The organism is Paenibacillus sp. LjRoot56, from assembly GCF_964253335.1.
GTDB classification, from domain to species: domain Bacteria; phylum Bacillota; class Bacilli; order Paenibacillales; family NBRC-103111; genus Paenibacillus_E; species Paenibacillus_E allorhizoplanae.
Genome location: NZ_CAXURV020000001.1, coordinates 1,795,891 through 1,814,758, shown reverse-complemented (window position 1 = coordinate 1,814,758; position 18,868 = coordinate 1,795,891). Strand labels below are relative to the sequence as shown.

Below are 18,868 nucleotides of genomic sequence, written 5' to 3'. Positions count from 1 at the left end.
TGCTAACCGAGGGGCCTTCCTATGTAGTTAAAACTTATTTAACAACCAAGTTTTTGTCGCCTGGTTTCCAGTTCATTGGGCACAATCCGCCGGATTGAAGCGCTTGAAGCACACGAAGTGTTTCTTCTACGCTGCGGCCTACGTCGTTGTGGTTAACAACTTCGTATTTCAATTCGCCTTCTGGATCGATGATGAATAGACCGCGAAGTGCGATACCTTCTTCTTCGATTAGAACGCCATAGTCACGTGCTACGGATTTCGTAATGTCAGCAGCAAGTGGGAATGCCAATTTGCCAAGACCATTATCGTTAACCGGTGTGTTGATCCACGCTTTGTGTGTGTGGATGCTGTCGATGGAAACACCAAGAATTTCAGTGTCCAAAGCTTTGAATTGATCAGCAGCATAGCTAAGTGCTGTGATTTCAGTCGGACATACGAATGTGAAGTCCAATGGGTAGAAGAAAAGAACTAACCATTTTCCTTTGTAATCGGACAAAGATGCTTTACCAAATGCTGTACCGTCACCTGTAGCTGTCTCCATTGTAAAATCAGGAGCTTGTTTACCAACTAAACGTTCTGCCATGGGTATAATTCCTCCTCAAAATCTATCTAAATTCTATATTATCCGTATAAAATGGTATCATCCCCCTTCTTGAAAGTCAATAATTAGATTGTATACTAGATAATAATTATTTTAATCCATGGAGGCTTAACCGTTGTGAACGCATTCATTCCTTTGCATACGTTTTTGGATAGTTTGCTCCCTCTCACAGAGAACCAAAAGAAGCGTTTCTCGAGCTTAATTACAACCACAACGTTGACTAAAGGTGACCATTTGCTTCGAGCTGGCGATTCACTTTCTTATTTATATTTCTGCTTATCAGGCTGTTTTCGCCTTTATTACAGCACCTATGATGGCAAGGAACGTATTAAGTCTTTTTGTGCCGCTAATGACTTCATCACTTCTTATACTGCTTTGCTGACAGGCAAACCTTCCCAGTTCTCTATTCAAGCGCTACAACCCGCCAAGCTGTTGTGCCTCTCCTACCCTGATCTATTGGCTCTAACCGCTGAAGATCCGATTTGGGAACGTTTGACGAGAAGGATGGTTGAAGGCTTGTACATGAAAAAGGAAAGACGCGAGATGCAGCTGCTCACCTTATCCGCAGAGGATCGATATCGCTGCTTCTTAGAGGAGTTTGGCACACTAGACAAAGAGATTCCCCAGTACTATATCGCTTCCTATCTAGGCATCACCCCGGTCGCTCTGAGTCGGATACGCGCACAATGGCGGAATGTACAACCAGAATCTGATTCGATTAACCTAAGTTAATGAGATTCGATGCTGACTCCTTTATGCTGAATGATATCCTCATTCGAAAGGACGTAGCTTAAATGAAACTAAGCGGTCAGTGTATACTCATTACAGGAGGCTCTGCAGGCATCGGCTTCTCGCTCGCCAAACGCCTCGTGGAGAAGGGCAATAAAGTAATTATTGCCAGCAGCAACGTCAATCGTTTAGACCAAGCCATTCGAGCTTGTCCCGCACTCATTGCCTATCCGTGTAATCTGGAGAATCCAGCAGATATCGATAACTTCACACAGAAAGTTGCGAATGATCACCCCGAACTGAATATCCTCATCAACAATGCTGGCATCCAACTCAACTATGATTTCCTTCAAGAACCCGATCCCTCGAGCAAAATCCATCGTGAAATCCAGATCAATCTTACGTCTATGATTCAGTTAAGCAGCAATTTTTTAGCACATCTTACCGCGAAGCCCAATGCCGCTATCGTAAATGTGTCCTCTGGACTTGGGCTTGTTCCTAAGAAATCCGCCCCCGTATACTGTGCAACCAAAGCTGCCGTCCATCTCTTCACGAAGGCGCTGCGTTACCAACTAGAAGCAACGAAGGTTAAGGTATTCGAAATCATCCCGCCACTCGTCAGCACGGAGATGACCGCAGGTCGGGGTAAAGGGAAAATTTCAACTGATCAGCTCGTTAACGAATTCGTACGAGGCTTTGAGCGAGATCGTTATGAGATTCTGATTGGCAAAATAAAGCTGCTGCACTTGATCCAGCGGATCTCCCCATCCCTAGCGGATAAGCTTCTCAAGAATGGTTAGTTGATCCGGCACCTCAGCCTGATATAAAAAAAGCCCGCATTCCCGAAGCAGATTTGCTTCGAAAGTGCGAGCTTATTTGTATAATTATTTGCGCATTGCGTCAACAATCAATTGACCCATTGCCAGCGTACCGATCGCTGTGCTCTTATCCACTGCGATGTCGCCTGTGCGGTGACCAGCGTCTAAGACTTCTTTCACAGCGCGCTCGATGGAATCCGCAGCTTCGTGGTAACCGAAAGTCAATCGGAACATCAATGCAACGGAAAGGATTGTTGCGATTGGGTTGGAGATACCTTGACCTGCGATATCAGGTGCAGAACCGTGTACCGGCTCGTACAAGCCGAATGCACCTTCACCTAGGGAAGCGGATGCTAGCATACCGATGGAGCCTGTAAGCATCGCTGCTTCGTCGCTCAAGATGTCGCCGAACATGTTCTCTGTTACGATAACATCGAAGCTGGACGGACGGCGAAGCAATTGCATCGCACAGTTATCAACCAATACGTGCTCAAGTTCAACATCTGGATAATCAACCGCGATACGGTTAACCGTTTCACGCCATAGGCGGGATGTTTCGAGAACGTTCGCCTTGTCAACGGAAGCAAGCTTCTTACGACGCGTTTGCGCAATTTCAAACGCTTGACGCGCGATACGCTCGATTTCAGTTACGTTATATGCACAAGTATCAACCGCTTCTTGCCCGTTAGCTGTTTCACGACGGAATTTCTCACCGAAGTAAATACCACCAGTCAACTCACGAACAACGATCAAATCTGTACCTTCAAGAACTTCTGGTTTCAATGTGGAAGCTTCTTTCAAGCAGTCGAAGATGAACGCAGGACGGATGTTAGAGAACAAGCCAAGCGCTTTACGAATACCTAGAAGACCTGTTTCAGGACGAAGCTCTTTGGAATTGTTGTCCCATTTCGGACCACCAACTGCTCCAAGAAGTACAGCATCTGCGGATTGACAAACTTTCAATGTTTCTTCCGGAAGTGGTGTACCTTTCTCATCGATTGCAATACCGCCGAAAAGCGCGTGCTCTGTTTCAAATTGATATCCGAATAATTCTTCCGTACGTTTCAATACTTTTTCTGCTTCTGCAACGACTTCTGGACCAATACCGTCCCCAGCGATTACAGCAATTTTTTTCACATCAGCCATGACAATCATTCACTCCTTATTTTAGCAAACCTAGTTCGTTAGTTTCCTATCGTTATATCCTGACCTCATTGTACCATAAGCAGACTCTCCTCTTTAGATATAAAAGCTATCGCATTTATAGGTTTCACCTATTAACATAGTTCAATTACTATTCTAATACCCCAATACTTTTGATGCTCACTTCAGGTGAAACATTTACTGTTGCTTCAGATAACGCTTTTCCCCAATTATCCTCTACCTTCTTCCAGTTTTTATAGTGATATGCACGTACATGGACGCCAAATTGAAAGGGATCTGTTTGATATTTTTGAGCTTTCTTGATTAGAGCCGCGCATTCTTCTTTCAACTTTTTTTCAATGGCTTGTTCTAACTGTTTTTTCTTCTCCTCTACGTCTAGTTCAAACAGCCTCTCCGTCAAATCGATCTTTACCTTCATCTCAATATCTATCGTCAAATGATCATCTTCGAATTTCGCCTTGATCTTAGGCTTTCCTTTTTTGATATTAAAGCTCACATAGGACATTTCTTTGTTCGTATGGAACAATTCAGGAGAAAGTTGAAACGTTAACGGAATGCTATTTTTCGTATTACCCTGCAATAAAATAAGCAGAGAACTCTCTTGATGATTCAAAGAGGTCGCGAAAGTACCGTCTTTATGTAAAAGAACAGTACCTGATATGATGAGTTCATTTTTCACAGGTTTCATTTCAGTTAAAGCAGGCGTCATTCCTTTATCCTTTATTTGTTGATGAAATTGTTGTAGTGAGGTTTGCACGGTGACTCTGCTCTTATAAGTGCTTACTACAAGATCTTTGATCACGGTGGCAATTCGGCCTTTATCACTCATGTTCGTATACATCACATCTTTAACTGTCCCTTCAACCACAATCACATTCGCATTAATCTCATTGCGAGAATCACGGAAGAGAACATCTAAATAGGGATATGGGTTTCTTTGCTGCAGCAGTTTTTTTCCTATGAGAACATTTTGAGATTTTCCGTAAGCCAGGATGCCGCTGGTCTTACTGTTAATTTGCCCTTTTGATTTGCGCATCGTATTAGACCTTGCGAATGTGATTTTATATCGATCCTTGGCTTCTTTCGTGAAAACAGGAGTTGACGTGTACACGACAAGCTTATTATTCTCATCAAAATCAATTGCCTCTGTAAGAACAAACTGTTGATTCTCTATATAGACGGCTTTACCGCACCCAGATACTATCATTAAAACGACCAATGTCAACGAAATAGGTTTGAATTTCTTCATGATTTCGCTTCCTTTCTCATGAAGTAATGGAAAATCCACCCATACATCCAAAGAAAAATTGGTAATACGTAAGCACTATATATCCCTATTATCCCCCAGGCTTGGCCCATTTGAGTGATTTGGGAAGAAGTTGGGATAAAGAAGAATGACGATAAGACCCATAGGAATAGGAGTATGCGTAAGCCATTTCGATGATCTTGCTTACCTAATAATTGACTAATTCCGAGAGTGGCCGCGTAGAGATACGGAATTATCGTCATAAATATCATAAACAAATAAAAGCTCAGGCAGATGATCTCCAGCCGTTCTATAAAAGGCAATTGGATCACCTTCAATAAATTAAGCATGGGGTAAACGTAATCTGCGACCTCAGTCTGAGAGAATCTAATAAAACAGACGATTGTCGTTACTAGATACACAATCATTGTTAATGAGTTGGCAATCACAATTCCTTTGGAAGCTGATTTCTTGTCCTTAAGAAAAGGATAAAGAATGAAAGCAAGTTCAAATCCAAGGAAAGAATAAATAGTTGATTTTACGGCAGACAGAATGGGATACACGCCAACTTTCCCTATTGGAAAAAGGTACATCCATTGGATATCTTTTAGTGCAAATAGCAATAAGAAAGGTAACCACAAAGTGATAAATAAAACAAGCTCAGCGAAGAGTCCAATCATCCTTATCCCATGCTTCGTAATGATATAGATGGGTATGGTAAAAAGGATCATTAAGATGACGTTCCGTGTATCCTGAACAATCCATATTTTCATGATATGAATCGTTGAAAACATAACGTTACTTACTCCACCTACGACAACCAGAATCCATACTACCGTTAAGCCTTTACCCACCCACTTACCAAAGTATGTAGTTAAAATTTCGAATAGGGTATGCTCGGGATTCTTCTTCATAATTCGAATGACGACTAAGCTTAGCAGCGTAGACACCATCCAGCCTAATATAATTGATATCCATCCGTCGGTACCTGCCCTCTTAGCTAAATCGCTTGGCAGGGATAGGACCCCAATCCCGACTTGGGCTTCAAAAATAATAAGGATATATTGGATCAAGGAGATTTGATTGAACGAATATTTGTTCATGGTTAATCTTCTCCTTTTCGTTGGCTTTTCTTTATTCGGAAACACCGGTACTTTTGATGGAAACTTTAGGAGAAACATTAACAGTTGCATCAGATAGTGTTTCTACCCAATTATCCTCTACCTTCTTCCAGTTTTTATAATCGTGCGCTCTCACATAAATCCCAAAACCAAAGGGGTCCACTTCATGCTTTTGAGCTTTTTTGATTACAGCCTGGCACTCTTTTTTTAGTTCATCTTCAACCGCTTGTTCCAGCTGTTTGCTCTGTTTCTCCATGTCTACAGTAAACATGCGTTCCATTAAATCAATCTGAACCTTCATCCGGATATCGATTGTAAGATGATTTTCTTCAAATTTTGACTTAAAGTTAACCTTTACTTTGTTAATATTGAAACTCACATAAGACATTTCTTCTTCCGAATGAAATATTTCAGGAGGAAGGTGAAAAGTTAGCGGTATGGGATTATTCGTATTTCGCTGCAATAATAGCAATAACGAACTTTCTTGAATATTCAAAGAAGTTGCATAGGTACCATCTTTATGTAAAAGGGTGGTCCCTGAAATAACAAGATCATCCTTCTCTACTCTCATTTCAGTTATACTTGGCGTTATTGTATTATCCATCAGTTGTTGATGGAATTTCTGAAGGGTTGTCAGTACTGAAATTCTGCCTTTATATGTACTTTCAATCATTAGTTTGATCACGCTACCCAATTGGCCTTTATCACGCATATCTGCATACATAACCTCCTTAACAGGCCCATCAACCACAATCATATTGGCATTAATTTCATTTTTAGGATCGCGAAAGAAGACATCTAAGTAGGGTAATACATTGGTTTGCTGCAGCAGGTTTTTTCCTATAAGCATACTTTGCAACTTGCCAGGCCCAAAACTGCCGTTTATTTGCGACTCGAGTTGTTTCTTACCAATACGCATCGTATCCGCAGTTGTCGAAGTGATTTTATATCTATCCTTTGCTTCTCTACTGAAGACAGGACTGGCTGTGTAGATGACCAATTTCTTATCTTCATCAAAATCGATACCCTCAGCAACCATAAACCGTTGATTTTCGATATATACTTCCTTACCACACCCTGTTAAACAACATAATAAGGCTGCCCACGTTACAAGAATGCCCCACCGTGTCTTCATTGCTTTTGTTCCTTTCTAGCGGGATGAAACAGCCATCCATAGATCCACAGTATAATGGGAAGCACATAAGCGAAATAAGTACCTGCCATCCCCCACGATTTGCCCATATCATTTATTTGGGAACCAGAAGGAAGAAAGAAGAAGGGTAAGATGAACCAGAGGCACATGACAACTCGTAACATAGTTCGATGATCCTGCTTACCGAATAATTGACTTGCACCAAGAACAGCTGCATACAAGTAGGGAATGATCGTCATAAACAGCGTAAATAAATAAACGCAAAGAAAGATGATTTCCAACCTCTCTAAAAATGGCAGTTGAATGAGCTTCAGTAAATTGAGCGTAGGATAGACGTAATCATTGATCTCATCTGGAGAAAATCTAACAAAACTGATTACGGTTACCATAACGAATATCATCATGGATAAAGAGTTCGCAATCACTATTCCTTTGGACGCGGATTTTTTATCTTTTAGAAACGGGTATAGGATAAAAGCCATTTCAAAACCAAGGAAAGAAAGAATTGTTGATTTTACGGTGGAGAGAATGGGGTACAGGCCATCTTTACCGATTGGAAGAAGAAACAACCAATGAGTATCTTTTAAGGCATACAACAATAAAAAAGGCATCCACAAGGAGATAAGGAGAACGAATTCAGCAAAGAGTCCGATCACCCTAATTCCATGCTTCGTGATGATATAGATGGGAATGATAAACAGAAGCATCAAGATAACTTCCCGCATACCAGGTACGATCCATAACTTTACGAGATAGACTGTTGAAAACATGACCACGCTTGCCGCATAGGCCGCATACAGAATCCAAAAAACAGATAAACCTTTCCCCACCCACTTGCCAAAGTATTGAGTTAAAAGTTCAAATATGGTGGATTCGGGGTTCTTATTCATGACTTGAATGACAACTAAACTTACTAGGATGGATAAAATCCACCCCAGTACAATGGATATCCACCCATCCGAACCCCCGGTTTTGGCCAAATCGCGAGGAAGAGACAGGACACCGATCCCAACTTGAGTTTCAAATATGATTAAAATGTATTGGTACAAAGAAATTTGATTAAACGCATATTTCATACTTGATCTTCACCTTCTCTGTTTGCCCCCTGTCTTATAAGTTGAGTTGGATTGGTCGAGACTGGGCGTTTTTTCATTTTCCACATCGGGAGTCGAATCCATACGTCTTTCCAATCAGACAGTCGGATCGGAGCAATTGGACTTCCATAGGAGATACCAAACGATTCCATTGAAATAAGTAGAGCACCTATAATCATCAATCCAATTACAATTCCCACCATACCGAACACAGCGGCCAGAAGCATCATTGGAAAACGAAGCAACCGCAGCGAGGAAGACATATCATAATCAGGAATAATAAAGGAGGAAATTGCCGTGATAGCAACAATGATAACCATAATATTACTCACAATTCCCGCTTGCACGGCCGCCTGACCGATGACAATACCCCCGACAACACCTATTGTTTGTCCGATAGGGCCCGGTAGACGCAAACCTGCTTCCCTTAACATCTCTAAGGCCAGTTCCATAAGAAACGCTTCAACAATTGGAGGAAAAGGTACCTTTGCTCTGGATTCCCCAATCGATATCAACAGGGCTAAAGGAAGTACTTCATAATGAAACGAAACGATGGCTATATATATCGCCGATAAAGAGATTGTTGTAATTAAGGCTAGAAAGCGCAATAAACGCAGGAAAGTGGCTATGAGCCAACGATTGCTGTAATCATCAACACTTTGAAAGAACGCCGAAAAGGTTACAGGAGCCACGATTACGCTGGGGGAGTGGTCGACAACGAGAACTATTCTTCCTTGCAAAATATGGGCTGCAGCCGCATCGGGACGTTCCGTCATAATTAACTGCGGAAACAAACTTATTGGATGATCTTCAATATACTCCGCTAATTCTCCCGTATTCAAAATGGCATCCACATTAATTTGTGATAATCGATCTTCCATTTCCTTCACAATATTAGGTTGTGTTACATCTTCGAGATACATGATAGACACTTTCGTATTCCCACGAGAACCGATGCTATATTCTTTTATTTTAAGTTCGCGATTAGGAAGATAGCGCCTGATCATAGCAATATTCTGCCCTGAAGTCTCGACAAACCCTTGATGCGATCCCTTTAGTGTCGATTCGATTTGCGGCTCTTTAATTGCTCTTTGAGGCCAGCCTTGTGTATGTAAAATAAGTGAACGCTTCTGCCCCTCAATAATTAGGACGCTTTTACCTTCAAAAATCGCGCTTTCACCATCTGCCCATAAGGTGATCATTTCTGTTTTTGCAATCGTAATGGAAGAGTTCCAAATATCGTCAATCGACTCGAGTTCATACATAAGCGGATATAAGACGTTATTATTGATCGCTGATTTATCAATGAGCCCTTCCAAATAGACAAGAACGGCATTGTCCCCCGTTCTTAATTGAAACCGACGTGTAACAAGATCTGGAGCAAATGTAAAAAATGTTTGCAAGGTAGTAAGGTCATTTTCAATGACTCCTGTAATCGTTTGATGTAGAGGAACGGATGATTGCTTACTTGGATCTGAATTCATTCCTTTTAACCATCTCCGAATCGATACCATCTTTGCACCACCATTCCTCTATAACATGTACAGCATATTTTCCCACTTTTAGGTAAAATTATTCCCCAGTTGGTGATTCATTCCAAATTTGATCATGAAAAAACACCCAGAGCCATGCCTCTGAGTGTTGGTTACCAATCTTAATTCGTTTTGCAAATGCGATTCCATCGCCTTCGCGAGATTCTTCAAACTAAATGCCCATCGCTTGAACTTAGCTTGGTTTGATGATCATGAAAATGAACAAAATGACACCTACGGTAGATGCCGCATAGAAATAGTTACGTGCCTTGGTCCATAGCAGCAGCTGCTCACCAGGGAGTGTAGTCGCCTTCTGGTTCGAAGGATCCAGCACCCAGCCTCCGAGTTTTTTTTGATTGGGCGTTGCAAAGCCGATGGCAAGAACTTGAATGATTACATAAGCCACAAGCGAGCCGATCAACCAAATTTGCATGATAGATCCGTAGTCGCCTAACCAAATCAACAACAATCCAGTTAGCACGGCAAGCGTACCTCCGATTTTCGGAAAGATCTCTAACCGACTTCCGACGCTCAAGGACATCCGCAATTCTTCTAGCGTTTGTTTTTTTCTTAGCAACACATGGGCAAAAAACGTTGGACCAACCCCGATAATGGCAGACAACACATGAATAAGTACAAGAACCTTCATGCCAAATTCACCTCACGATTTGTAATATATAAACAACACAGTTTATAACATACAATCTGGAGAGAGAATTTTCTATGTGTGCCGACACCATTAGTGTATATTTTTACCATATACCCGATTAAAATTTCATCAATTATTATCGCCATCTCCAGCTGTCAGCAAAGGTTCGTACATCATAATGGCATGGTTATCCGTCACCCATTCATCCCTAACGAGCTGCCCTTCTCGATTCATCACCTTCCGGTGAATTTGATTATGCCGGACATATCCACCCCAGTATTCTCTTGTAATTCTGTGGCTCTTCTCATAAATTTCGTAGCTATGAAGATTGGGACTAAGTGCGCGCCATTCACCAACTAAATGGGTATCCGAAACATGGATCGTCAGCTGATACGGTTCTTGTGTCTCGTTCCGAATTTGCAAATCCAAGTAATTATAATAACACGTTGCCCCGCTCCCAAAAGGCTGAGATCTCCCCGCATCTGGAAATACATCATAGCTGTGACGATACCTTTCCGTTACCGTAAGCGGCGTATGCAGCGTCATCCAATAGATCAAATTCGAAAGCTGGCATAAACCGCCGCCAACACCTGTCTTCACCTTTCCGTGAAAGAGCACCATGCCATCGACATACCCCTTCCTACGAGGTGTGCTGCCAATTAAGCGCCAATAGGAAAAGGTCTCACCAGGCTGGATGATCACACCATTCAACTGCTTCGCAGCAATTTTCAAATTGATTACTTTATTGTGCTGAAGCCACATATCTACATCCTTCAACTGTCTTAGAAGAGGGGTACTGTGCGTAAACGCTAGTTGAGGGAGGATGGCGCTCTGTTTATGAGTGGCGTACTTTTTGTCATCGAATAACCAGGCCAAATATCGTTTCAAACGATATGCTTTGATCCCTAGATAAATCCTTGTACGACTTCGGTGGATCGGTTTTAAGGGTTTACTCATACGGTAAAAATCCCCTTTCTCATATCCTCTCCCCTATCTTAATTTCAAAATAATCCCAAGTCAACGGTCCCAAAACCGTCTCCTAGCTTGATCACTCCATCACACCTGTGGTAAAGTGTTAAAAAATGGTAGTGAAGTACACGCCGCTTCTCAAGTTCAGCCTTTGCTGATGCTAGAGAGCGGCTTTTTTATTTTCTTAAAAAGGGGCGAGATTGGATTTGTCAGTATTCGATACATCTTATGAGGCATTCATGCAGGAGCACGCTAGGAAACGCAAAGGCGAACGATTGCGAAGATTAGTAGATGGGCATGGTCATGCTGAGCGATTATTTCTGAAACAAGTGCGGTGGCGAGCGTTAGGTGAGTTTCAATATTTGCAGCCAGAGTTTGAGGTCAAGGATTTCCGCGATGGGACTCGTTATATTGATTTTACCTTCATACGACAAGCCTGAAACTTGCTATCGAAATTGATGGGTACGCCACACATGTCAGTGAGATCAGTCGCACTCAATTTTCTGATGGACTCATACGTCAAAATCATCTGATGATCGATGGATGGAAAGTATTGCGTTTTTCCTATGATGATGTGAAGAATCGTCCTCGAATGTGTGAGCAAATTATCCTGTAATTTATTGGGAAGTATTTCAGCGAACATCATGGGGAGCAAGAACAATATGGGGAATTGCGTATCATTGAGCAAACGATTTGCCGACTAGCCCTCTCGCATGGAAAAGCGATCACTCCTCGTCATGCATCTGAACATTTTCAATTCGGAATTAAGAAATCAAGAAACATCCTCCACCAGATGCAAGAGAAGCAGCTTCTCGTCCACGCGGTTGAAGGGCAGCAACGGATAAGATACTATCGCTTGCACCCGTCAGTTGCTGCCCAGATGGTTCGGTGAGGAGTGACGGAACCTGGCGCAGCCTCCGCGCTGCGCTTTAAGGCCCTTTTCGGGCCTTATCTGCGCCCTCCGGCGCCGCGATCACTGCAATAGCGCCCAAAAGGGCCGCTATTGCCTCCTTTCACTCCCGGCGCAGCCGCCACGCTGCGCCACAAAAAAGCACCCAAAGCCAACGGCCTTGGGTGCTGCATCTCTTTTATGCGTTTTGCAAATACGATTCCATCGCTTTTGCGAGCTTTTTCATGCCCAGAACGGTAGTTTCTTTATCTGTATGCGTGTAGTTCAGGCGCATCGTATTGTACTGTGGATTCTCCGCGTAGAACGTAGCACCGGGTACAAAGGCAACGCCTTCTTTGACGGCGATTTTCAACAAATCCGCTGCGTTAATTTGCTCAGGAAGCTCCACCCAAATGAACATGCCGCCCTTTGGCTCTTCCCATTTCAGACCAGGCCAGTTCAGCTCCTTGAGAAGTCCTGACATGAACTTCATCCGATCCAGATACTGTTCACGGATTAAGGAAATGTGCGCGTCCAGATCAAAATGCTCAAGCAAGTGATACAGCGTTTGTTGATCAATTGTACTGGAGTGCAGATCTGCGGATTGCTTGAAGCGTGCAACTTGACGAATTAGCGACTCGTCGCCCATCACCCAACCTGTACGGAAAGCAGGAGCAACGGTTTTGGAGAAGGTGCTCGTATAAACAACGTTTCCACCCTCAGCTTTTCCACCTAATGAGTAGACAGTCGGATAACTTTCGCTCTCGTCAAACTGGATTTCCCCGTATGGGTCATCTTCCAGAATGAGTACATCCGCGCCGCGGCAAATATCCAGCAAGCCTTGACGACGTTCCAAGCTCCATGCACGACCCGCAGGGTTCGAGAAGGTTGGAATGACGTAGACCATTTTGGGATTATGCTTCGCAATTTTGGCTGCCAAATCATCAAGAATCATGCCATCGCTATCGCTGTCAACGGAGTAGATCTTTGCGCCTTTGGCTTGGAACACTTGGATCGCGGCCAAATACGTTGGACTTTCAACGAGAATGACATCGCCTTCATCAATATATACGCGTGTCAAAAGGTCAATCGCTTGCTGCGAACCTGTCGTCAACAGCATCTCGTCTGGTGTAACCAGCATGTTCTTCGCTGCCATCCGCTTACATAAGGATTCGCGCAAAGGCTTGTAGCCCTCTGTTAACCCGTACTGCAGCGCAGACTTACCGCCGCCAACAACTCTTGTGAACGCTTCGCTAACCGCGTCTAATGGGAAAAACTCTTCAGCAGGCAATCCGCCAGCAAAGGAAATAATCGAGCTCCCTTGAGTCAACTTAAGAATTTCTCTTACTGCTGACGATGAGAAGCCTTCCAACGATTTAGAAAATCGATATTTCATACAGGGACGCATCCTTTCGCATTTGTAGAAAGCACCCCTCCTCGAATCTTGGAGGTGAGGTGCTTATCCGGGTTGCCATGAAAGCTAAGAGATTATTATATTAACGTAACATTGCTTCTGTTACTTGTTGGGTTTTTGCGTTTCTCAATCAGTCTATTCACAGCGTCTAGGTATGCCTTCGCGCTTGCTTCCAGAATGTCCGTAGAAATACCGCGCCCTTGAACGGAAATTGTGTCCTGTTTCAGAACAACATGAACTTCACCAAGCGCATCTTTCCCGTGGGAAACGGATTTGATGGAATAGTCGTCAAGCTCAACGTTTTCCTTCGTTGCTTTATCAATTGCGTTATAAATCGCGTCAACCGAACCGTTTCCTACCGCGCTTTCAGCCACTTCGCTGCCATCTTGGAAGCGAACATGAACCGTAGCCGTTGGCGTCATTTGGTTGCCGTAGGCAACTTGAAGCGTGCCAAGTGCGAAAATTTCCGGTGTCTCGATCAATTTTTCTTCGATCAAAGCACGAATATCTTCATCTTCTACCTGTTTCTTGCGATCTGCCAAATCCTTAAACTTGGCAAAAGCCACATTCACTTGCTCGTCGCTGAGCTCGTAGCCAAGGTCAATAAGCTTCTCACGGAACGCGTGACGTCCGGAGTGTTTGCCCATCACGAGCTTACTTTCCTTCACGCCGATCGTTTCCGGAGACATAATCTCGTACGTTGTTTTCTCTTTGAGCATGCCATCTTGATGGATGCCTGACTCATGCGCGAAGGCGTTAGCGCCAACGATCGCCTTGTTGCCAGGAACCACCATGCCAGTCAGCTTGCTAACTAGACGGCTGGTGCGGTAGATCTCGTTCAGCACAAGCGAAGTCTTCGCTTGGTAGAAGTCTTGGCGTGTTTCCAGCGCCATGACGACCTCTTCGATCGAGGTGTTCCCTGCGCGCTCGCCAATGCCATTGATGGTGCCTTCGATTTGATCGGCACCATTCAGAACAGCAGCGAGCGCGTTCGCAGTTGCCATGCCTAAGTCGTCATGGCAATGCGCGCTCAATTGAATTTTTTCAATGCCTGGGACTGTCTCTTTCAGCATTTTGAAAATATTCCCGTAGTCATACGGTGTCATATAACCGACTGTATCTGGAATATTCACGACAGAAGCGCCAGCGCGAATCGCCATACTTGTTACTTCAGCGATAAAGTCCAGCTCCGTACGTCCAGCATCTTCGAGTGAGAACTCGATTTTGCTGAAATACTTCTTCGCATATTTAATCGCTGCTTCAGCTGTTTCCAGCACTTGGTGCTTCTCCATCCGCAGCTTATGCTGACGGTGAATTGGAGACGTAGCAAGGAATAGATGAATGCATGGATCTTGTGCACCTTGAAGGGCTTCACGCACAGCCTCGATATCATTCTCTCTTGCACGGGACAAGCCGATAACAGAAGCGTTCTTAATCGCTCTAGCGACCGCATTCACACCAGCCAAGTCCCCTGGGGATGCCGCAGGAAAACCAGCCTCCATACGATCCACACCAAGCTTCTCTAGCTGCAAGGCGATCTCAACCTTCTCCTGAGTGTTCAAGTTCACACCTGGTGACTGCTCACCATCACGAAGGGTTGTATCAAAAATGTAAATTTTACGCACCATGTCACCTCCTAAAAGTTTTCGACAGAAAACTTGCTTCGTAAGCATTTGTTAAGCTATTTTTTTCAAGTCGTTATAGTATTCACAGGGAGCAATTGGGAAATTCTCCTCAATCACTCCCTGTGGAATGTACAGCCTATAAGATTCAATAATACCAAAGATTATTTTTTGATCCAGTGCATCATTTCGCGCAATTGTCCGCCAACAACCTCGATTGGGTGTTGAGCTTCGTTACGACGCGTTGCGTTCATGAATGCGAAGTTGGATTGGTTTTCCAAGATGAAGTCGCGAGCGAATTTACCTTGTTGGATGTCGGAAAGAACTTCTTTCATCGCTTTTTTCGTTTCAGCTGTGATGATACGAGGACCTGTTACATAGTCACCGTACTCAGCTGTGTTGGAGATGGAACTACGCATGGAAGCAAGTCCACCTTCGTACATCATATCAACAATCAATTTCAATTCGTGTAAGCACTCGAAGTAAGCCATTTCTGGTGCATAACCAGCTTCAACCAATGTTTCGAAACCAGCTTTAACTAGCTCAGAAGCACCGCCACATAGAACAGCTTGCTCACCGAACAAATCAGTTTCTGTTTCTTCACGGAAAGAAGTTTCGATAACGCCTGCACGCGTACAGCCGATACCTTTTGCATAAGCAAGACCGATTGCTTTTGCATTGCCAGTCGCATCTTTCTCGATTGCGATCAAGCCAGGTACACCAAAGCCTTCAACGTACGTACGACGTACCATGTGACCAGGGGATTTAGGAGCTACCAAGAATACATCTGTACCTTCAGGAGCAACGATTTGTCCGAAATGGATGTTAAATCCGTGGGAGAACATGATAGCTGCGCCTTTTTTCATGTTCGGTTGAATGGACTCACGGTAAACGCGAGCTTGTGTTTCATCCGGCATAAGAATTTGGATAACATCAGCGCGACGTGCTGCTTCTTCTACAGATACAACTTCGAAACCATCGTTTTTAGCTGCGTTCCATGAACGGCCTTCACGAAGTCCGATAATAACGTTCAACCCACTGTCACGCAAGTTTTGTGCTTGTGCGTGCCCTTGGGAACCATAACCAACAACCGCAATCGTTTTACCTTTAAGTACCGCTAAGTCTGCATCTTTTTCATAGTAAGTAGTAACTGCCATTCGAATAAATCCTCCTTTGATATAATGAATCCGTTTTGTCTACCCCTTGAGTGGGTGTTTCAACGATTTACCGTGGTACTTCGCTGAAACCCCCACTCAAGGAGAAGTTCTTGCTGGTAGAACACTTGGTTTTTCTTAGTAAAAATTTATTTAACCGAACCGCGAATCATCGCAGTAACGCCCGTACGGGAAAGCTCACGAATGCCATAAGGACGAAGCAATTCGACCATAGCATCTATTTTATCTGAATCTCCAACAACTTGCACGATCAATGAAGCAGGACCGATATCGACAACTGCCGCGCGGAACGTTTCAACAATTCCTAGAATTTCAGGACGCATAATCGGTTCAGCATTTACTTTAATAAGTGCGAGTTCTCTAGCTACCATTGGATTGGAGCTCAAATCAATAACTTTGATAACGTCAATCAACTTGTACAATTGTTTGGAAATTTGCTCCAACGTGTTGTCGTCACCTGTGGTTACGATAACCATCCGGGAAAGTCCGTTTTCCTCGGACTCTCCTACGGTGATGCTTTCGATATTAAAGCCGCGGCGTCCGAACAAACCAGAAACACGTTGCAGGACACCAGGCTGATTGTTTACGAGTACGGAAACTGTATGTTTAGTTGTCATTCCGAATCCCCCATTAACATGTCACTAATTGTATCGCCGGCTTTGACCATTGGGAACACGTTCTCACCCTTCGGTACGACGAAATCAATAACGACAGGCCCCGGTGTATCGAGGGCTTCCTGCCATGCTCTTCTTGCTTCTTCTTTCGTCGTTGCGCGCAAGCCTTTTACGCCGTAAGCTTCTGCAAGCTTCACGAAATCAGGGCTTCCTGCCAAGTCAATGTGACTATAGCGATTTTCATAAATGATCTCTTGCCATTGGCGAACCATTCCAAGCACTTGGTTGTTGATAATAACAACTTTAACCGGAATGTTGTTGATCGCACAGATCGCAAGCTCTTGCGCACACATCTGAACGCCGCCGTCTCCATTGATGGAAACAACTAGTTTATCCGGGTTCCCCATTTGAGCGCCGATCGCCGAAGGGAATCCGAAGCCCATCGTTCCAAGTCCACCTGATGTTACTAGGGAACGAGGGTTTTTGAATTTATAGAACTGCGCAGCCCACATTTGATGCTGACCAACGTCCGTTGTAATGATCGCTTCACCTTTCGTTGTTTCGCTGATCATTTCAATAACGTACTGCGGTTTAAGCTCAGTTTCAGTTTCACCGTATTTCAACGGGAACTTCTCTTTGCTTTCTTGCAGCTCAGCGATCCATGCTGCGTTATTCGCAGGCTTCGCTTTCGTATTCGCATACTCCAGAACGGCCTTCACATCACCAACGCATGGGATATCCGTTTTCACGTTCTTGCCGATTTCAGCTGGATCTACGTCGATATGAGCGATCACTTTTACCTTTGGTGCGAAACCATTCAAATTCATCGTCACCCGATCATCGAAACGGGAACCGATAGAAATCAATAGATCTGCATTCTGGATCGCTGTATTCGCTGTATACGTTCCGTGCATCCCTGGCATACCGAGCCATAGCTCGTGTGCACTTGGGAAGCCGCTTAATCCAAGCAAAGTCGTGGCTACTGGGATCTGTGTTTTATTAACAAACTCGATCAATTCATTGGAAGCATCCGCATAAACAACGCCGCCCCCTGCAATGATGACCGGACGTTCAGCCTCTTCGATGGCTTTGATCAGCTTATCAACTTGCAGCTTATTCGGTTGCACCGTAGGGTTGTAACCACGAATGCTTACATCCTTTGCAGGCTTAAATATCGTTTTATGAGCGGAGACATCCTTTGGTATGTCAATGAGAACCGGGCCCTTACGTCCTGAGTTCGCAATATGGAATGCTTCGTGAATGATACGCGGCAGGTCATTAACGTCTCTTACCAAGTAGCTGTGCTTCGTAATCGGCATTGTAATACCTGTAATGTCAGCCTCTTGGAAAGCATCCGTACCGATGAAGTTCGTTGCCACGTTACCTGTGATAACAACTAGAGGAACAGAATCCATATATGCTGTAGCAATACCTGTGACTAGATTCGTAGCCCCCGGTCCGGAAGTTGCGATACATACGCCAACTTTGCCAGTTGAACGAGCGTAGCCGTCAGCTGCGTGAATCGCGCCTTGCTCATGTCTAGTCAACAAGTGATTGAAATCATCAAAACCATGCATCGCATCATAGATGTACAATACAGCGCCGCCTGGATATCCAAAGACGCAGTCCACACCCTCCAGCAATAAGCTTCTTAGCAAAATCTCGGAGCCTGTAATCAGGTCTGGCTGCGTCAGCTTCTCAATTAGTTCTTCTTTAGAGCGTTTTGGTTCAGTTTGAACATTCATTGTGATCCTCCTCTCGAAAAGTCAATTCGTGTTATCGTCTACCATGCCATGAAAATAAGAAAAACCCCTATCATCCCGGACACGCACAAAACGTGTTCAACGGGACGAAAGGGGTTTAAGCTTCCGTGGTACCACCCAAATTTGCTATATGCCTCACAGCACATAACCTTAGCAGGAATGTTCATGAACGAACATTACCTTCAGCACGATAACGTGTGCTCTTCCGGTTCTCCCTACTACGTGCGGGTAATCCACATGTTTCAGGAAAACAGCTCCGAGGTGACTTCGTACTTAAGGGATTAAGGCGATGGTTTCAGCAAGTCCAACGCTCTC

At 44.0% G+C, this 18,868-nt stretch carries 19 protein-coding genes; 5 read left to right on the top strand and 14 right to left on the bottom strand.

Going from position 1 to position 18,868, the window contains the following annotated elements:
* Window positions 1-34: 34 nt before the first annotated feature.
* Complete coding sequence (locus tag ACSQ8O_RS08115) at window positions 35-583, bottom strand: peroxiredoxin (RefSeq protein WP_028554012.1); 549 nt, start codon at window positions 581-583, stop codon at window positions 35-37.
* 135 nt (window positions 584-718) lie between these two features.
* Between ACSQ8O_RS08115 and ACSQ8O_RS08110 the strand changes: the two genes are divergently transcribed.
* Together ACSQ8O_RS08110 and ACSQ8O_RS08105 are read left to right on the top strand one after the other, a co-directional pair.
* Window positions 719-1,333: a Crp/Fnr family transcriptional regulator gene (locus ACSQ8O_RS08110; protein WP_436241148.1), complete on the top strand. Its 615-nt coding sequence runs from the start codon at window positions 719-721 to the stop codon at window positions 1,331-1,333.
* A gap of 62 nt (window positions 1,334-1,395) precedes the next feature.
* Window positions 1,396-2,130: an SDR family oxidoreductase gene (locus tag ACSQ8O_RS08105; protein WP_436241147.1), complete on the top strand. Its 735-nt coding sequence runs from the start codon at window positions 1,396-1,398 to the stop codon at window positions 2,128-2,130.
* Between the two features lie 84 nt (window positions 2,131-2,214).
* Here the strand turns inward: ACSQ8O_RS08105 and leuB are convergent, their stop codons facing one another.
* The 8 genes from leuB to ACSQ8O_RS08065 form a co-directional block, all read right to left on the bottom strand.
* Window positions 2,215-3,294 (bottom strand): 3-isopropylmalate dehydrogenase, encoded by a 1,080-nt coding sequence (gene leuB / locus ACSQ8O_RS08100; RefSeq protein WP_056609132.1) that lies wholly within the window; start codon window positions 3,292-3,294, stop codon window positions 2,215-2,217.
* Window positions 3,295-3,442: 148 nt separating this feature from the next.
* The gene (locus ACSQ8O_RS08095) at window positions 3,443-4,561 is read right to left on the bottom strand and encodes a Ger(x)C family spore germination protein (RefSeq protein WP_436241146.1); all 1,119 of its coding nucleotides are present in this window, start codon (window positions 4,559-4,561) and stop codon (window positions 3,443-3,445) included.
* The gene (locus ACSQ8O_RS08090) at window positions 4,558-5,661 is read right to left on the bottom strand and encodes a GerAB/ArcD/ProY family transporter (protein ID WP_436241145.1); all 1,104 of its coding nucleotides are present in this window, start codon (window positions 5,659-5,661) and stop codon (window positions 4,558-4,560) included. The genes ACSQ8O_RS08095 and ACSQ8O_RS08090 overlap by 4 nt, the downstream gene beginning before the upstream one ends.
* 31 nt (window positions 5,662-5,692) lie before the next feature.
* The gene (locus ACSQ8O_RS08085) at window positions 5,693-6,814 is read right to left on the bottom strand and encodes a Ger(x)C family spore germination protein (protein ID WP_436241144.1); all 1,122 of its coding nucleotides are present in this window, start codon (window positions 6,812-6,814) and stop codon (window positions 5,693-5,695) included.
* The gene (locus ACSQ8O_RS08080) at window positions 6,811-7,908 is read right to left on the bottom strand and encodes a GerAB/ArcD/ProY family transporter (protein WP_436241143.1); all 1,098 of its coding nucleotides are present in this window, start codon (window positions 7,906-7,908) and stop codon (window positions 6,811-6,813) included. Before ACSQ8O_RS08080 ends, ACSQ8O_RS08085 begins: the two co-directional genes overlap by 4 nt.
* Window positions 7,905-9,440 (bottom strand): spore germination protein, encoded by a 1,536-nt coding sequence (locus tag ACSQ8O_RS08075; protein ID WP_436241142.1) that lies wholly within the window; start codon window positions 9,438-9,440, stop codon window positions 7,905-7,907. Before ACSQ8O_RS08075 ends, ACSQ8O_RS08080 begins: the two co-directional genes overlap by 4 nt.
* 211 nt (window positions 9,441-9,651) lie before the next feature.
* Window positions 9,652-10,107 (bottom strand): DUF2269 family protein, encoded by a 456-nt coding sequence (locus ACSQ8O_RS08070; protein ID WP_436241141.1) that lies wholly within the window; start codon window positions 10,105-10,107, stop codon window positions 9,652-9,654.
* 129 nt (window positions 10,108-10,236) lie between these two features.
* Window positions 10,237-11,064 (bottom strand): VanW family protein, encoded by an 828-nt coding sequence (locus ACSQ8O_RS08065; protein ID WP_436241140.1) that lies wholly within the window; start codon window positions 11,062-11,064, stop codon window positions 10,237-10,239.
* Window positions 11,065-11,282: 218 nt separating this feature from the next.
* Here ACSQ8O_RS08065 and ACSQ8O_RS08060 point away from each other — a divergent pair, with 218 nt between their 5' ends.
* Genes ACSQ8O_RS08060 through ACSQ8O_RS08050 form a run of 3 tightly spaced genes read left to right on the top strand, consistent with a single transcriptional unit; the run spans window position 11,283 to window position 11,968 of the window.
* Window positions 11,283-11,516, top strand: coding sequence for a hypothetical protein (locus ACSQ8O_RS08060; RefSeq protein WP_436241139.1), 234 nt, complete (start codon window positions 11,283-11,285; stop codon window positions 11,514-11,516).
* Window positions 11,513-11,692 carry a DUF559 domain-containing protein gene (locus ACSQ8O_RS08055; protein WP_436241973.1) on the top strand — a complete coding sequence of 60 codons (180 nt, stop codon included), beginning with the start codon at window positions 11,513-11,515 and terminating at the stop codon, window positions 11,690-11,692. The genes ACSQ8O_RS08060 and ACSQ8O_RS08055 overlap by 4 nt, the downstream gene beginning before the upstream one ends.
* Window positions 11,693-11,746: 54 nt before the next feature.
* Window positions 11,747-11,968 (top strand): hypothetical protein, encoded by a 222-nt coding sequence (locus ACSQ8O_RS08050; protein WP_436241138.1) that lies wholly within the window; start codon window positions 11,747-11,749, stop codon window positions 11,966-11,968.
* A 196-nt stretch (window positions 11,969-12,164) separates the two neighbouring features.
* Here ACSQ8O_RS08050 and ACSQ8O_RS08045 read toward each other — a convergent pair whose 3' ends face one another.
* From ACSQ8O_RS08045 to ilvB, 5 genes are all read right to left on the bottom strand, one after another.
* Window positions 12,165-13,361 carry a PLP-dependent aminotransferase family protein gene (locus tag ACSQ8O_RS08045; protein WP_056609114.1) on the bottom strand — a complete coding sequence of 399 codons (1,197 nt, stop codon included), beginning with the start codon at window positions 13,359-13,361 and terminating at the stop codon, window positions 12,165-12,167.
* A gap of 95 nt (window positions 13,362-13,456) precedes the next feature.
* Window positions 13,457-15,004, bottom strand: coding sequence for a 2-isopropylmalate synthase (locus ACSQ8O_RS08040; protein ID WP_056609112.1), 1,548 nt, complete (start codon window positions 15,002-15,004; stop codon window positions 13,457-13,459).
* A gap of 161 nt (window positions 15,005-15,165) precedes the next feature.
* Window positions 15,166-16,158, bottom strand: coding sequence for a ketol-acid reductoisomerase (gene ilvC, locus ACSQ8O_RS08035; protein WP_056609110.1), 993 nt, complete (start codon window positions 16,156-16,158; stop codon window positions 15,166-15,168).
* Window positions 16,159-16,304: 146 nt separating this feature from the next.
* Entirely contained in the window at window positions 16,305-16,793 is a 489-nt protein-coding gene (gene ilvN, locus ACSQ8O_RS08030; RefSeq protein ID WP_173110574.1) for an acetolactate synthase small subunit, read from the bottom strand.
* The gene (gene ilvB, locus ACSQ8O_RS08025) at window positions 16,790-18,535 is read right to left on the bottom strand and encodes a biosynthetic-type acetolactate synthase large subunit (RefSeq protein ID WP_236291907.1); all 1,746 of its coding nucleotides are present in this window, start codon (window positions 18,533-18,535) and stop codon (window positions 16,790-16,792) included. Before ilvB ends, ilvN begins: the two co-directional genes overlap by 4 nt.
* Window positions 18,536-18,868: the final 333 nt, after the last annotated feature.

Excerpts from the sequence above, each read along its gene's own strand:
- ACSQ8O_RS08115 (WP_028554012.1), bottom strand. The coding sequence starts at position 583 with ATGGCAGAACGTTTAGTTGGTAAACAAGCTCCTGATTTTACAATGGAG.
- ilvC (WP_056609110.1), bottom strand. The coding sequence starts at position 16,158 with ATGGCAGTTACTACTTACTATGAAAAAGATGCAGACTTAGCGGTACTT.
- ACSQ8O_RS08065 (WP_436241140.1), bottom strand. The coding sequence starts at position 11,064 with ATGAGTAAACCCTTAAAACCGATCCACCGAAGTCGTACAAGGATTTAT.
- ACSQ8O_RS08105 (WP_436241147.1), top strand. The coding sequence starts at position 1,396 with ATGAAACTAAGCGGTCAGTGTATACTCATTACAGGAGGCTCTGCAGGC.
- ACSQ8O_RS08085 (WP_436241144.1), bottom strand. The coding sequence starts at position 6,814 with ATGAAGACACGGTGGGGCATTCTTGTAACGTGGGCAGCCTTATTATGT.
- leuB (WP_056609132.1), bottom strand. The coding sequence starts at position 3,294 with ATGGCTGATGTGAAAAAAATTGCTGTAATCGCTGGGGACGGTATTGGT.
- ilvB (WP_236291907.1), bottom strand. The coding sequence starts at position 18,535 with ATGAATGTTCAAACTGAACCAAAACGCTCTAAAGAAGAACTAATTGAG.
- ACSQ8O_RS08075 (WP_436241142.1), bottom strand. The coding sequence starts at position 9,440 with ATGGTATCGATTCGGAGATGGTTAAAAGGAATGAATTCAGATCCAAGT.
- ilvN (WP_173110574.1), bottom strand. The coding sequence starts at position 16,793 with ATGACAACTAAACATACAGTTTCCGTACTCGTAAACAATCAGCCTGGT.
- ACSQ8O_RS08095 (WP_436241146.1), bottom strand. The coding sequence starts at position 4,561 with ATGAAGAAATTCAAACCTATTTCGTTGACATTGGTCGTTTTAATGATA.
- ACSQ8O_RS08090 (WP_436241145.1), bottom strand. The coding sequence starts at position 5,661 with ATGAACAAATATTCGTTCAATCAAATCTCCTTGATCCAATATATCCTT.
- ACSQ8O_RS08070 (WP_436241141.1), bottom strand. The coding sequence starts at position 10,107 with ATGAAGGTTCTTGTACTTATTCATGTGTTGTCTGCCATTATCGGGGTT.
- ACSQ8O_RS08080 (WP_436241143.1), bottom strand. The coding sequence starts at position 7,908 with ATGAAATATGCGTTTAATCAAATTTCTTTGTACCAATACATTTTAATC.
- ACSQ8O_RS08045 (WP_056609114.1), bottom strand. The coding sequence starts at position 13,361 with ATGAAATATCGATTTTCTAAATCGTTGGAAGGCTTCTCATCGTCAGCA.